Origin of the sequence: Azonexus sp. IMCC34842 (genome assembly GCF_050368855.1) — a bacterium.
GTDB lineage: Bacteria > Pseudomonadota > Gammaproteobacteria > Burkholderiales > Rhodocyclaceae > Azonexus > Azonexus denitrificans_A.
On sequence record NZ_CP178449.1, the window covers coordinates 586,867 to 600,860 of the forward strand.

Consider the following 13,994-nt stretch of genomic DNA (forward strand, 5'->3'; position numbering starts at 1 on the left):
AGCGGCGAAGATCAGGCAGCATCCTTGAAGATGCCCATTTCGAACAGCTCACGCTTCAACGTGAATTCACGCGGCAGCTTCTCGCCCATCTTGTCGAACCACTCCTTGTGGCCGGCCAGTTCGGCCTTCCAGGCATCGGCGTCGATCTTGGTCAGGCCGTCGAACTCGGCCTTGGTGATTTCCAGACCGGTCCAGTCGATATCGGAGAATTGCGGCATCCAGCCGAGCACGGTTTCCTTGGCGCTGACGGTACCCTTGCAACGCTGAACGATCCACTTCAGGACACGCATGTTGTCGCCGAAGCCAGGCCACATGAATTCGCCCTTTTCGTTCATCCGGAACCAGTTCACGCAGAAGATCTTCGGCGCTGCATCGACGGTCTTGCCCATCTTCAGCCAATGGTTGAAGTAGTCGCCCATGTGGTAGCCGCAGAACGGCAGCATGGCGAACGGGTCGCGGCGGACAACACCCTGCTGGCCGAAGGCGGCAGCGGTGGTTTCGGAACCGAGGGTGGCGGCCATGTAGACGCCGTAGTTCCAGTTGAAAGCTTCGTATACCAGCGGCACGGTGGTGGCGCGACGGCCGCCGAAGATGAAGGCGGAAATCGGCACGCCGGCCGGATCTTCCCAGGCGCTATCAACCGACGGGCACTGGGCAGCCGGCGCGGTGAAGCGGGAATTGGCATGGGCGGCCTTCTTGCCGGCCTTGCCGTCTTCCGGCGTCCAGTCCTTGCCCTGCCAGTCGATCAGGTGATCCGGGGCCTGCTTGGTCAGGCCTTCCCACCAGACGTCGCCGTCGTCGGTCAGCGCGACGTTGGTGAAGATGATGTTTTCCTTCAACGTGGCCAGCGCGTTGAAGTTGGTCTTTTCCGAGGTGCCCGGGGCGACGCCGAAGAAGCCGGCTTCCGGGTTGATGGCGTAGAAGCGGGTGACGCCGTCCTTGTCGACACGCGGCTTGATCCAGGCGATGTCGTCGCCGATGGTGGTGATCTTCCAGCCGTCGAGGGTCTTCGGCGGAATCAGCATGGCGAAATTGGTCTTGCCGCAGGCCGACGGGAAGGCGGCGGCGACGTAGGACTTTTCGCCTTCCGGCGACTCGACGCCGAGGATCAACATGTGTTCGGCCAGCCAGCCTTGTTCGCGCGCCATGTTGGAAGCGATGCGCAGGGCGAAGCACTTCTTGCCGAGCAGGGCGTTGCCGCCGTAGCCGGAACCGTAGGACCAGATTTCGCGGGTTTCCGGGTAGTGCACGATGTACTTGACGGTCGGGTTGCACGGCCACTTGCTGTCTTTTTGGCCCGGCTCGAGCGGCGCGCCGACGGTGTGGATGCAGGGGACGAATTCGCCGTCGCTGCCGAGCACGTCAAACACCTTTTTGCCCATGCGGGTCATCGTGCGCATGTTGGTGACGACGTAGGCCGAGTCGGTGATTTCGAAACCGATGTGGGCGATCGGCGAACCGAGCGGGCCCATGCTGAACGGAATGACATACATCGTGCGGCCCTTCATGCAGCCCTTGAACAGGCCGTTCAGGGTTTCGCGCATGACGGCAGGTTCTTCCCAGTTATTGGTCGGGCCGGCGTCTTCTTTTTTGGCGGAGCAAATGTAGGTGCGGTCTTCGACGCGGGCGACGTCGGACGGGTCGGAGAAGGCGAGGTAGGAATTCGGGCGCTTCGCTTCGTTCAGTTTGATAAAGGTGCCGGCTTCTACCATTTCGGCACACAAGCGGTCATACTCTTCCTGCGATCCGTCGGCCCAGTGGATGCGGTCCGGCTGGGTCAGGGCGGCGATTTCGGCGACCCATTTTTTCAGGCCTTCATGTTTGACGTAATCTGGTGCATTCAGCGGTGCGGTCATGGGGTGTCTCTCTCCAAGTTACTGAAATAGCTAGGTTTAACGCCAGTCGCCGGGGGCCACCACCAAGACTGATAGCGGCTGAAGGCCGTCGGCTGGGAAGCCCATAATTATGCCTCAACTCAGGGTTTACATCCACTTGACTTTGTGGCGCTACGTGACTACCGGGGGTGAAAGTACCTTCAATGCATGATATGATCTTTCGCGATTCGAAATTGCATTTCACGATATAAAACGGAGGCAGACATGGATTCCCGTCAATTGCGCGAAGCCGCGCTCTATTACCACCGCCAGCCCAAGCCGGGCAAAATTGCGGTCACCCCGATCAAGCAACTGACCAATCAGTACGACCTGTCGATGGCTTATTCGCCCGGCGTGGCGTTTGCCTGCGAAGAAATCGTCGCCAATCCGGCCGAAGTCAGCACCTTGACTTCGCGCGCCAATCTGGTCGGCGTCATCACCAACGGCACGGCCGTCCTCGGCCTCGGCGCCATCGGCCCGCTTGCCGCCAAGCCGGTGATGGAAGGCAAGGGCGTGCTGTTCAAGAAGTTCGCCAATATCGACGTTTTCGATCTGGAAATCGACGAGCGCGATCCGGACAAACTGATCGATACCATCGCCTCGCTCGAGCCGACCTTCGGCGGTATCAACCTCGAAGACATCAAGGCGCCGGAATGCTTCTACATCGAGAAGAAGCTGCGCGAGCGAATGAAGATTCCCGTCTTCCATGACGACCAGCACGGCACGGCGATCGTCGTCGGCGCCGCCATCCTGAATGGCCTGCACCTGATCGGCAAGGATCTATCGACCGCCAAGATCGTCACCTCCGGAGCCGGCGCCGCGGCGCTGGCCTGCCTCGACCTGTTGGTCATGCTCGGGGCGCCGGTCAGCAACATCTGGGTCACCGACATCAAGGGTGTCGTCTATGAAGGTCGCGTCGAGGAAATGGACGAGATCAAGGCGCGTTATGCCAAGCAAACCGAGGCCCGCACGCTGTCGGAAGTGATCGAAGGGGCCGACGTCTTCCTCGGTCTGTCCGCCGGCGGTGTGGTCAAGCCGGAAATGGTGGCCAAGATGGCGGCCAACCCGATGATCATGGCGCTCGCCAATCCGACCCCGGAAATCTCCCCGGAACTGGTCAGAAGCGTGCGTAGCGACGCCATCATCTGTACCGGCCGCTCGGACTATCCGAACCAGGTCAATAACGTGCTCTGTTTCCCCTTCATTTTCCGCGGCGCCCTCGATGTCGGGGCGACGACGATTACCGAAGAAATGAAGATGGCCGCCGTCAAGGCCATCGCCGAACTGGCCCGCGCCGAGCAATCGGAGGTTGTCGCCTCGGCCTATGGCGAAAAAGTTTCCCCCTTTGGTCCGGAGTATCTGATTCCCCGGCCTTTCGATCCGCGGCTGATCGTCAAGATCGCCCCGGCTGTCGCCAAGGCCGGCATGGATTCCGGTGTCGCGACGCGACCGATCAAGGATTGGGACGCCTACATCCAGGGCCTCAATGAATTCGTCTACCACTCCGGCCTGATCATGAAGCCGCTCTTCTCGCAGGCCAAGCTGGCGCCAAAACGCATCGTCTTTGCCGAAGGCGAGGACGAGCGCGTGCTGCGGGCCGTCCAGGTCGTGCGCGACGAAGGCATTGCGCAGCCGCTGCTGATCGGCCGGCGCAGCGAAATCACCCGGCGGATCGAAGCGGCCGGGTTGCGCATCCGCGAAGGCGAGGATTTCGAAATCATCCACGGTGATGATTGCGACTTCTTCGATGAGCACTTCGACGAATTCTGGCAGACCTATCACCGTCTGACCGAGCGCAAGGGCGTCTCGCCCGATTACGCCCGTCGTGAAGTGCGTCGCCGGGCGACGCTGTATGGTTCGCTGATGGTCCACCTCGGCTATGCCGACGGCCTGATCTGCGGCACTTTCGGTCGCCACGAAACGCACCGCGAATATGTGCAGAGCGTGATCGGAACGCAGGCCGGGCTGGATCGCTATTACGCGATGAACCTGTTGATGTTGCCGGAGCGGACGGTGTTCATTGGCGATACCTATGTCAATTACGACCCGACCGCCGAGCAACTGGCCGACATGACGCTGCTCGCCGCCGAGGAAATCCGCAATTTCGGCATCCAGCCGAAGGTGGCCTTGCTCTCGCATTCGACCTTCGGCACCGAAGATACGCCGACCTCGCTGAAGATGCGCGAAGTCCTGGCGCGCCTCAATCAGCGGGCGCCGGAACTCGAAGTCGAAGGCGAAATGCACGGCGATGCGGCTCTTGACGAACAGATCCGCCGCGCCACCTTCCCCAATTCGCGTCTGAAGGGGCAGGCCAATCTGTTGATCATGCCGACGCTGGATGCCGCGAATATTTCGTTCAATCTGCTGAAAGTGGCGGCCGGCGACAATCTGACCATCGGTCCGATCCTGCTGGGCGCGGCCAAACCGGTTCATATTCTGACGCCGACCGCGACGGTTCGGCGGATTGTGAACATGACCGCGTTAACGGTTGTCGATGCCGTATAAATTAGTTCTTTAAGTTATTGTTGTATCTGATTAATTTAATTGATGTTCCCCCCTCTCCTGCGAAACTGGGATACAATTTCCCGGAGTCGCAGGAGATCGTCAATGAAACAGAAAATCAAAGTCGCGCTGCTCGTCAGCGCGCTGTTGAGCGCCGGGCTGGGCGGACCTTCGCAGGCCGTGGCAGCCAAGAAAACTGAACAGCAGACAAGCAAAAAGGCAGTCGGCAAAACTGTCGGCAAGTCATCGCCGAAAAAGACCGCCGCTGCACCGTCCAAGTCTTTGGGCAAATCGACCCAGGTCAAGACATCCGGCAAGTCCTTGCACGTCGCGCCGAATGAGCGGAAATCGGTGCGCCGCGTCTCGATGGTCGATATCGACCCGGGCCGCCTGGCCCTCTATTCGGCCTCGGCGCTGGTCATCGATCAGAATACCGGTCAGGCCTTGCTGGAAAAGCAGTCGGATGCGGTGTTGCCGATTGCCTCGATTTCCAAGCTGATGACGGCCATGGTGGTGCTCGATGCCAAGCTCGATTTGCATGACCTGATCACCATTGGCAGCGAGGATGTCGACGGCCTCAAAGGCACCCGCTCCCGCTTGCCGGTCGGTACGACGATGACCCGCGAAACGGCGATGCTGCTCGCCCTGATGTCTTCGGAAAACCGTGCGGCGAATGCGCTTGGGCGGCATTACCCCGGTGGCCTGCCGGCTTTTGTTCATGCCATGAACAAAAAAGCCCAGTCGCTCGGCATGTACAACTCGCGTTTCGAAGAGCCGACCGGCCTGTCCAGCAACAATGTCTCGACGGCGCATGATCTGGCCCGGATGGTTGCGGCAGCGGCGCGCTACCCGGAAATCCGTGCCGCTTCGACGACGGCCGAAGCCAAGGTTGAATTGAACGGGCGCATTACCGATTTCCACAACACCAATGCGCTGGTGCGCAGCGACAACTGGGAAATCGGTGTCTCAAAAACCGGCTATATCTCCGAAGCCGGTCGCTGCCTGGTGATGCAGGCGAGGGTCGCCGACAAGCCGGTGGTCATCGTGCTGCTCGACTCGGTTGGAAAAATGACCCGCGTCGGCGACGCCAACCGGATCAAGCGCTGGATGGAAAGTGCCAGCCTGAGCCAGGAACGTCGCCCGGCCTGATGGCCTGAACTGCCGATTGAAGGCCGCCGCAGGGCGGCCTTTATTTTTTCGGGCGGGTGTAGCCGAGGGCGTGCGAAACGGCATCAGCCGCCTGCCTGACCTGATCGGCCCAGTTTGGGTCGTGGCGGTCGGCCGGGGCGGATACCGACAGCGCGGCGACGACATTGCCTTCATCGTCGTGAATCGGCGCGGCGACGCACTTGAGACCGAGTTCGGCCTCCTCGTCGTCGTAGGCGACGCCGTGCCGGCGCACCTTGTCGAGTTCCTTTTCCAGCGCCGTGAGGGTGGTCAACGAGTGCGGCGTCTTGCCGGGCAGGCCGGTGCGCTTGGCGTAGTCGCGAACCTTCTGGGCGCCGTCGGCGGCCAGAAACAGCTTGCCGAGCGAGGTCAGATGCAGCGGCGCGCGGCCGCCGACGAGATAGACGACGCGGACCAGCGAGCGACCCGAGGAGGTGCGTTCGAGATAGACGATTTCGTCATCGTGGCGGCTGCCGAGGTTGATCGCCTCGCCAATCTTTTCGTGCAGCTCCTGCATGAAGGGCTGCGCCACTTCGCGCAGGTTGATGCGCGATTTGACGATGGCGCCGAGTTCGAGCAGGCGAATGCCCAACTGATAGGTGCCGGCGTCTTGACGTTCGACAAAGCGCGCATTGCTCATTGCGGCGAGAATGCGGTGGGCGGTCGACGGATGGAGTTCGGTCGCGGCGGCCAGTTGCTTCAGGCTGGCCGGTTCGGGTGAGTCGGCGAGCGCGTCGAGCAGCGAAATCATGCGCTCGATGACCTGGATGGAGCCGGGATTTTTGACCGGCCCGCTGGCAGCTTCAGACAACTGGATTCCTTTATTGGTGCCGTTTGAGTAGCATTAGCCACTTTATTTTCTTGTGCGCCGCAATATTAGCATGCGCTTAGCCCTCTACGTCACCTGTCTGGTCGACCTGATGCGTCCATCCATCGGCTTCGCGAGCCTGCGCCTGCTCGAGGCGGCCGGCTGCGAAGTGATCGTTCCGGAGGGCCAGACGTGCTGCGGTCAACCGGCCTGGAGTGCGGGAAATCGCAGTGCAGCAATCGATCTGGCACGCAAGGCGATCGCCGAGTTGGAAGACTACGATTACGTGGTGATTCCTTCCGGTTCCTGCACCGACCAGGTGCGCAATGTCTATCCGCTGCTGTTCGCCGATGACCCGGCCTGGGGGCCGCGGGCCCGGGCGCTGGCCGCGCGCTGCTTCGAGCTGACGGCTTTTCTCGCCGATGTCCTGCATTTTTCTGCACCGCCCGGCGAATTCGCCGGCCAGGTGACCTATCACGACTCATGCAAGGGTTTGCGTGCGCTGGGTATCAAGCAGCAGCCGCGGCAACTGCTGTTGAAGGTGCGCGGCCTGAGCTTGCAGGAGATGCCGGATTGCGAGGAGTGTTGCGGCTTTGGCGGCGCTTTCTCGGTCAAGTTCGGCGAGGTGTCGACGGAGATCGTCGACCGCAAGTGCGCCTCGATTGCCAGCGTCGGTGCCGCTGCGGTGGTCGGTGGCGACCTCGGCTGCTTGATCAACATTGAAGGCCGCTTGCGCCGCCGCGGCGACGAAACAACGCGGGTTCTGCACATCGCCGAAGTGCTGGCCGGCGGCAGCGAAAATTGATGACCGGCGCGAAACACTCGCAGGCGATGTTCTTTCAGGCGCGAGCCGGGGCCAAGGTGCGCGACAAGGTTCTGCAGCAAGCCCTGCAGAAAGCCAAGCCGCTGTTCGTCGGCAAGCGCGCCAAGGGCATCGCGGCGCTGGCCGAGGATGGCCTCGAATTCGAAGCCTTGCGGCTGGCCAGCGAGGAGATCCGCAACCGCGTGCTGCGCGATCTCGATGTCTGGCTCGACATCTTCGAGGAACGGGCCCGGGCCAGCGGGGCGGAAGTGCTGTGGGCCCGCGATGGCGATGAAATCTGCGATCTGGTGATCGACGTGGCCCGCCGGCATGGCGTGACCAAGGCCATCAAGTCGAAATCCATGCTTTCGGAAGAAGCGCATCTGAACGAGGCGCTGGCCGCTGCCGGCATCCGGCCCGTCGAAACCGACCTCGGCGAATACATCGTCCAACTGGCCGGGGAGACCCCCTCGCACATCATCGCCCCGGCGGTGCACAAGACGATAGGCGAAGTCGAGGCGCTGTTCGCCAAGGAGCACGGCCGGCCGGTCGAGGCCCGCTCGTCGGTCGATATTCCGGCGATGGCGCGCGAGGCCCGTGGCGTGCTGCGCCAGCATTTCCTGAGCGCCGAAATGGGGATTACCGGCGCCAATTTCCTGATCGCCGAAAGCGGTACGGCGGCGCTGGTCACCAATGAAGGCAACGGCCGGATGGTGACGACGCTGCCCAAGGTGCATGTGGTGATTACCGGTATCGAGAAGATCGTCCCGACGCTGCAGGACTTCGCGACACTGATGCGCCTGCTGCCGCGGTCGGCCACCGGCCAGACGATTTCCAACTATGTGTCGCTGCTGACCGGGACCAAGCAGCCGGGCGACAGCGACGGCCCGGAGAAAACCGTTTTCATCCTGGTCGACAACGGCCGCGCCGCGCTGCTCGGCTCGCCGTACCAGGACATGCTGCGCTGCATCCGGTGCGGCGCCTGCATGAACCATTGCCCGGTGTACTTTTCGCTCGGCGGCCATGCCTACGGCTGGGTTTATCCGGGGCCGATGGGTTCGGTGCTGACGCCGCTATACACCGGTATCGAGAACGCGCTCGATCTGCCGCATGCATCGACCGGCTGCAACCAGTGCGGCGTCGTTTGCCCGGTCAGGATTCCGCTGCCCGAGCTGATGCGCCGGCTGCGCGAGGAGCAGAATGAGCGCGGTCTGCGCCCGTGGTCCGAGCGACTGGCGCTCAAGGCCTGGGCCTGGGTGGCCGGGCGGCCCGCACTGTACAGCTGGGTGGCTCGCCGGGCGGCGCGTTATCTCGACTGGTTGGCCGAGGGCAGTGGGCGCATTCGAATTTTTGGCCTGGCGCCGGCGTGGACCGCAGGACGCGATCTGCCGGTGGCGTCGGGCAGGACTTTTCACGAACTTTACGCAGCAAGAAAGAGAGTTTGAGCATGGAATTTTCCCCCGACGGCCCGCTGGCCATCCCCCTGTGGATCAATGGCCACGCCTTTCTCACCGTTACTGAATCGTTCTACAACGTGACCCATCCGACGACCGGCGAATCCCTTCGCCGTGTGCCGTTGTGCGGGACAAACGAAGCAACGGCGGCGGTAACGGCGGCGCGGGCGGCGCAGACGACTTGGGCCGAGATGGGCCTGGCGCCCCGCCGCGTTTGCCTGGCCAAGCTGGCCGATGCGCTGGAGAATTACACCGGCCATTTCGCCAAGTTGTTGATGCAGGACGTCGCCATCGACGAAGCCGCCGCCAGTGCCGAGGTGGCCGCTGCGGTCGCGGCATTGCGCGGGGCGGCGGTGGGCGAAACCGGCGTCTTCGCGCTGGTCACCGATGCCGCGCGCCCGCTGGCCAATATTGCCGAAGTGATTGCCCCGGCCCTGATGGCCGGTGCCACCGTGGTCGTCAAACCGAGTCCACGCGCCCCGTCGGCGGCTTATGCGCTGTGCGAGCTGTCGGCGCGCGCCGAGTGGCCGGCCGGCGTGCTCAATCTGCTGCAGGGCGATACCGCGGCCATCGACGGCTTGTGCACCGCCGGTATCGATCGCCTGGTCTATCGCGGCAATGCGGCGCTCGGCGTAGATATCGGGGCGATTGCCGACGCCGCCGGCACACCGTATGTGATGTTGCCGGCCTGATGCAGCGCATCGTCTACCTGGAGAGCGCATCGATGATCGCCGACGTGCGGCGGCCATCTTTCGCCCATGTCTGGGAGGAGTATCCGCGAACCTCGCCGGAGCAGGTCGTCGACCGGCTGGCCGGGGCGACCATCGCCATCATCAACAAGGTGCCTTTGCCGGCGGCGGCAGTGCACGCGCTGCCCGACCTGAAAATGGTGGCGGTCGCGGCGACCGGCACCAACATCGTCGATCTGGAGGCCTGCAAGGCCCGCGGCATCGTCGTCAGCAACATTCGCGGCTATGCCGAACACACCGTGCCCGAACATGTGCTGGCGCTGATCCTCGCGCTGTCGCGCAACCTGTTCGCCTGGCGGGCGACGGTGCAGGCCGGGGGCTGGCAGCAGTCCGGGCAGTTCTGCCTGTTCGATCATCCGATTCGCGACTTGCACGGTGCGACTCTCGGCCTGATCGGTAGCGGCAGTCTCGGCAATGGCGTGGTTCGCCTGGCCGAAGCCTTCGGCATGCGCGTGTTGCGCGCCGAACGCCGGGCGACCGCAACCGTGCGGCCGGGTTACACGGCTTTCGCGGAGGTTCTCGCCGAGGCCGACGTGATCAGCCTGCATTGCCCGCTGACGCCGGAAACCCTGGGCTTGATCGGCGAAGCCGAATTGCGGCAGATGAAGCGCTCGGCGCTGCTGATTAATACCGCGCGTGGCGGCATCGTCGACGAGCCGGCCCTCGTCCGGGCGTTGAAGGAGGGCTGGATCGGCGGCGCCGGCTTCGACGTGCTGAGCGCCGAGCCGCCGCCGGCCGGGCATCCGATGGTTGATCCGGAATTGCTCGCGCTGCCCAATTTTCTGCTCACGCCGCATGTCGCCTGGGCTAGTCGGCCGGCGATGCAGGCGCTGGCCGACCAGCTGATCGCCAATATCGAAGCTTTCGTCGCCGGCACGCCGCAGAATCGGGTGATATGAGCGCCAAGGACGAGATTCTCGGGCGCGTCCGGGCCGGCGTCGGCAAGGACGATTTCGCCGCCCGCCGGGCGGTGGCCGAAGCTTATCTGGCAGGCCGGACCTGTGGCCCACAGCCGAGCATCGGTAACGAACTGGCGGCCCGTTTTCAGGCCAAGGCGGAAAGCCTGGCGAGCAGCGTCGATAGCGTGGTCGAAGCGAATGCCGCGCCGGCTGCCGTGGTGCGCTATCTGGCGGCCGGTGGCCTTGGTCTGCAGGCGGTGATCAGCCCGGACCTCGCCGACTTCGCTTGGGCGGCCAGCGGTCTTGCCGTCGCCGCCCGGCCGGCGGTCGATGCCGACCGGGTCGGGATTTCCGGTTGTTTCTGCGCCATTGCCGAAACCGGCACGCTGATGCTGCTCTCCGGCGCGCAGACGCCGGCGACGGTCAGCCTGTTGCCGGAAACCCACATTGCCCTGGTTCCGGTGTCGCGCATCGTCGCCACCATGGAAGACGCCTTTGCGTTGCTGCGCGCCGAACGCGACAGGTTGCCGCGGGCGATCAATTTCATTTCCGGTCCGTCACGCACCGGCGACATCGAGCAAACCATCGTCCTTGGCGCCCACGGGCCGTGCCGGGTGCATCTGATACTGATCGCCGGGGCGTAAGGCGATCGGTCCGCGCCGGCTGGCCGGTCACGCCTTGGCGTGGTCCGGGACAAGTTCGGACGGTTCGGCCGAGGACCACAAGTCGATGGTTCCCAGGTCGGCCATCGGCCGGTTGTTGCGGATGAACTGTTCGGCCTGCTCGGCGGCCAGCGGTTTGCTGATCAGATAGCCCTGGATTTTTTCGCAGCCGATGCTCAGCAGGAACTTCAACTGCGCTTCGGTTTCGACGCCTTCCGCCACTACTTCCAGGCCGAGCTTGTGGGCGAGCAGCACGGTGACGTCGCAAATGTCCGCGTCGTTCGGGTCCGATTCGATGTCCTTGACGAAGGAGCGGTCGATTTTCAGCGTATTGATCGGCAGCAGCTTGAGATACGCCAGCGACGAGTAGCCCGTCCCGAAATCGTCGATCGACAGGGTCAGGCCGCTGCTTCTCAGCGTCTTCATGACGCTGATCGACTCGTCCGGTGAGGCCATCGACATCGATTCGGTGACTTCCAGGTCGAGCAGATGGGCGCTCAGATTGTTGCTGGCCAGCAGTTCATGGATGCGGATGGGAAGCGTCTTGTCGAGAAATTGTCCGGAACTCAGGTTGATCGACATGCGAAGGTGGGAGATTCCCTTTTGCTGCCAGATGCTGAGCTGGCGGCAGGCTTCTTCGAGCACCCAGTCGCCGATCGCCGCGATCATGCCGCTTTCTTCGGCAATCGGGATGAAGTCGCCCGGCGGGACCAGGCCGCGCGTCGGATGCTGCCAGCGGATCAAGGCTTCGACGCCGACAATGGTGCCGCTGCGCAAATCGAGCTGCGGCTGGTAATGCAGCAGGAACTCGCCGTGCGCCAAGGCGAGGCGCAGGTCGGCCTCGATGCTCATGCGCTCGGTCGTCGCGACATTCATGTCTTCGGTGAAGAACTGGAAATTGCCCCGGCCCTTGGCCTTGGCGTGATACATCGCGACGTCGGCATTTTTCAGCAGGTCGCCGATTTCCGTGCTGTCGCCCGGGTACAGGCAGATGCCGATGCTCGGCGTGGTGCGTTGCTCCTGGCCGTTGATCTGATAGGGGAGGGATATTTCCCGGCCGATCTTGTCGGCCAGATGGGCGGCATCGGCCGGCGAGCTGATGCCGGGCAGGGCAACGACGAATTCGTCGCCACCCAGCCGGGCGACGATATCGCTTTCGCGCACGGCACCGTTCAGCCGTTGCGCGACCTGGATCAGCAATTCGTCGCCGGCCTGGTGGCCGAGCGTGTCGTTGATGGTCTTGAAGCGATCGAGATCGATCAGCATCAGCGCCATCTGCATGTGGTTCCGTTTGCAGATGGCGACTGCCTGTTCAAGCTTTTTCTGCAGGCTGTAGCGGTTGGGCAGGTCGCTCAGCGTGTCGTGATGGGCCAGATGGCGGATGCGTTCCTGCGTCGCCTTGAGTTCGGAAATGTCGATGAAGCTGCCGATGTGGTTGCGCACCTGTCCCGCTTCGTCGCGGACCAGCGAAATCGACAGCCATTTGGGGTAAGCCTCGCCGCTCTTGCGCCGATCCCACAATTCGCCCTGCCAGGCGCCATCCTGCTGCAGGCTGGTCCACATCTCCTTGAACACTTCCGGCGGCGTGGTGCCGGCCGACAGGACGCGCGGGTTCTTACCCATCACATCCTCCGGCTGGTAGCCGGTGAGGACGCTGAAGGCCGGATTGGTCGCGACGATCCGGTTGTCGCCATCGGTCACGATGATCGCTTCGTTGCTGTTCGAGAAGACCATGGCGAGTAGACGCAGGTGTGCCTCGGTTTTCTTGCGTTCCGAAATATCCTGCACGGTGCCTTCGTAACAGGTGAATTCGCCCTTCGGGTCATGCACGGTGTGGGCGTTTTCGGAAATCCAGATGCGCGAGCCGTCACGCCGGTATACCTCCGATTCGAAGTTGAGCACCGCACCGTGTGTTTCGATCTGGTGGAGAAAGTCGCGCCGGCGGTTCGGCAGAACATACAGGCGGCGCTCGATATCGCCGAGGTCGGCAATCAGCTCGGCGGCGCTTTCGTAGCCATAGAGCCTGGCCAGGGCCGGGTTGGCGGCGAGATAGCGACCGTCGCGGGTGGACTGGAAGATACCTTCGGAGGCGTGCTCGAAAATGTGGCGGTAGCGCAGTTCGGCTTCGCCGAGCGCTTCCAGCGTCGCCCGGCGGGCCGTAATGTCCTCGATAAACCCTTCGATCGCCACTTCGCCCTGTTCGTCGTGGATCGCGATACCGCGCTCGGCGACCCATTTGACCTGCCCTGTCTGGGTGACGATCCGGTACTGAACGGCGAAGCGCTGACCGCTGCGGACGGCGGCTTCGATCTGTTGGCGGATGCGTGGCCGGTCTTCGGGATGGGTGATTTCCTCCCATGAAACGGTGTTGTTCTCAACCATGTCGGCCGGCGCGTAACCACAGAGTTCCTGGCAGCCCTGGCTGACGAAGATCATTGTCCAGTGGCGGTCGTGAAGACAGCGGTAGGCCATGCCTTCGAGATTCTTGACGAGGGTGTCGAGGACTCTTGAATGGTTCACTGGATTGCTTGGGCTAGCGCTGGGGTCTTGGCGTTTGGGACGAAAATGCACGGGGAAAGGTATTACCGAATGGATTGATCAGAACTGCAGCAAGTAGCGTACCTGCCCTAAATCGGGGGTTTATGACGCCGGGGCGCTTTGCTGGTGCGCTTTCCCGGTGGCATGCACCTTGATGGGGCGTGTTGCCGCGTGGCGGACAGGCAAAATGAAGAACCTATACAATGCGTACTTTGAAAAAACGGGTTTGTCCGGCGCCGTGCTGACTGCCGGCCTTGAACAAACCCTTGCTCCCGGGCGGCCATCGGCCATGGCCGGGGCATCCGATACTGACAGGCGACCCATGACCATCCCCTTTGCCGTGCGCGGTGAATACATCCAGCTCGATCAACTGCTCAAGGCCACCGGCCTGTGCGAATCCGGCGGCGCTGCGCATGCCGCGATCGCCGAAGGACGGGTCCGCGTCGATGCGGTGGTGGATACCCGAAAACGAGCCAAATTGCGGCCCGGCCAGTCGGTGACGTTTGCCGGTGAAACGGTGGAACTGGTCGCCGAGTAAG

Annotated in this window: 11 protein-coding genes; 8 read left to right on the forward strand and 3 right to left on the reverse strand. The window is 62.8% G+C overall.

Going from position 1 to position 13,994, the window contains the following annotated elements:
* Positions 1-11: 11 nt before the first annotated feature.
* The gene (locus ACLIKD_RS02765; RefSeq protein WP_226418769.1) at positions 12-1,856 is read right to left on the reverse strand and encodes a phosphoenolpyruvate carboxykinase (GTP); all 1,845 of its coding nucleotides are present in this window, start codon (positions 1,854-1,856) and stop codon (positions 12-14) included.
* Between the two features lie 243 nt (positions 1,857-2,099).
* On the opposite strand from ACLIKD_RS02765, the gene ACLIKD_RS02770 reads away from it, so the two are divergent.
* Both ACLIKD_RS02770 and pbpG read left to right on the forward strand, forming a co-directional pair.
* Entirely contained in the window at positions 2,100-4,379 is a 2,280-nt protein-coding gene (locus tag ACLIKD_RS02770) for an NADP-dependent malic enzyme (RefSeq protein ID WP_226418770.1), read from the forward strand.
* A 102-nt stretch (positions 4,380-4,481) separates the two neighbouring features.
* Entirely contained in the window at positions 4,482-5,525 is a 1,044-nt protein-coding gene (gene pbpG, locus ACLIKD_RS02775) for a D-alanyl-D-alanine endopeptidase (protein ID WP_428827080.1), read from the forward strand.
* Positions 5,526-5,565: 40 nt separating this feature from the next.
* Here pbpG and ACLIKD_RS02780 read toward each other — a convergent pair whose 3' ends face one another.
* A complete protein-coding gene (locus ACLIKD_RS02780) occupies positions 5,566-6,360 on the reverse strand; it encodes an IclR family transcriptional regulator (protein ID WP_428828373.1) in 795 nt (264 codons plus the stop codon).
* Positions 6,361-6,424: 64 nt separating this feature from the next.
* Here ACLIKD_RS02780 and ACLIKD_RS02785 point away from each other — a divergent pair, with 64 nt between their 5' ends.
* Genes ACLIKD_RS02785 through ACLIKD_RS02805 form a run of 5 tightly spaced genes read left to right on the forward strand, consistent with a single transcriptional unit; the run spans position 6,425 to position 10,899 of the window.
* Positions 6,425-7,156: a (Fe-S)-binding protein gene (locus ACLIKD_RS02785; RefSeq protein WP_428827081.1), complete on the forward strand. Its 732-nt coding sequence runs from the start codon at positions 6,425-6,427 to the stop codon at positions 7,154-7,156.
* Positions 7,156-8,598 (forward strand): lactate utilization protein B, encoded by a 1,443-nt coding sequence (locus ACLIKD_RS02790; protein WP_428827082.1) that lies wholly within the window; start codon positions 7,156-7,158, stop codon positions 8,596-8,598. Before ACLIKD_RS02785 ends, ACLIKD_RS02790 begins: the two co-directional genes overlap by 1 nt.
* 2 nt (positions 8,599-8,600) lie before the next feature.
* Positions 8,601-9,299 carry an aldehyde dehydrogenase family protein gene (locus tag ACLIKD_RS02795; protein ID WP_428827083.1) on the forward strand — a complete coding sequence of 233 codons (699 nt, stop codon included), beginning with the start codon at positions 8,601-8,603 and terminating at the stop codon, positions 9,297-9,299.
* Positions 9,299-10,255: a D-2-hydroxyacid dehydrogenase gene (locus ACLIKD_RS02800; protein ID WP_428827084.1), complete on the forward strand. Its 957-nt coding sequence runs from the start codon at positions 9,299-9,301 to the stop codon at positions 10,253-10,255. The genes ACLIKD_RS02795 and ACLIKD_RS02800 overlap by 1 nt, the downstream gene beginning before the upstream one ends.
* On the forward strand, positions 10,252-10,899 hold the full coding sequence (locus ACLIKD_RS02805) for a LutC/YkgG family protein (protein WP_428827085.1): 648 nt from the start codon (positions 10,252-10,254) through the stop codon (positions 10,897-10,899). The genes ACLIKD_RS02800 and ACLIKD_RS02805 overlap by 4 nt, the downstream gene beginning before the upstream one ends.
* Positions 10,900-10,926: 27 nt before the next feature.
* Here ACLIKD_RS02805 and ACLIKD_RS02810 read toward each other — a convergent pair whose 3' ends face one another.
* Positions 10,927-13,437 carry a sensor domain-containing protein gene (locus ACLIKD_RS02810; protein WP_428827086.1) on the reverse strand — a complete coding sequence of 837 codons (2,511 nt, stop codon included), beginning with the start codon at positions 13,435-13,437 and terminating at the stop codon, positions 10,927-10,929.
* A gap of 340 nt (positions 13,438-13,777) precedes the next feature.
* Between ACLIKD_RS02810 and ACLIKD_RS02815 the strand changes: the two genes are divergently transcribed.
* Positions 13,778-13,993 (forward strand): RNA-binding S4 domain-containing protein, encoded by a 216-nt coding sequence (locus tag ACLIKD_RS02815; RefSeq protein WP_226418778.1) that lies wholly within the window; start codon positions 13,778-13,780, stop codon positions 13,991-13,993.
* The last annotated feature ends 1 nt before the right edge of the window (position 13,994 follow it).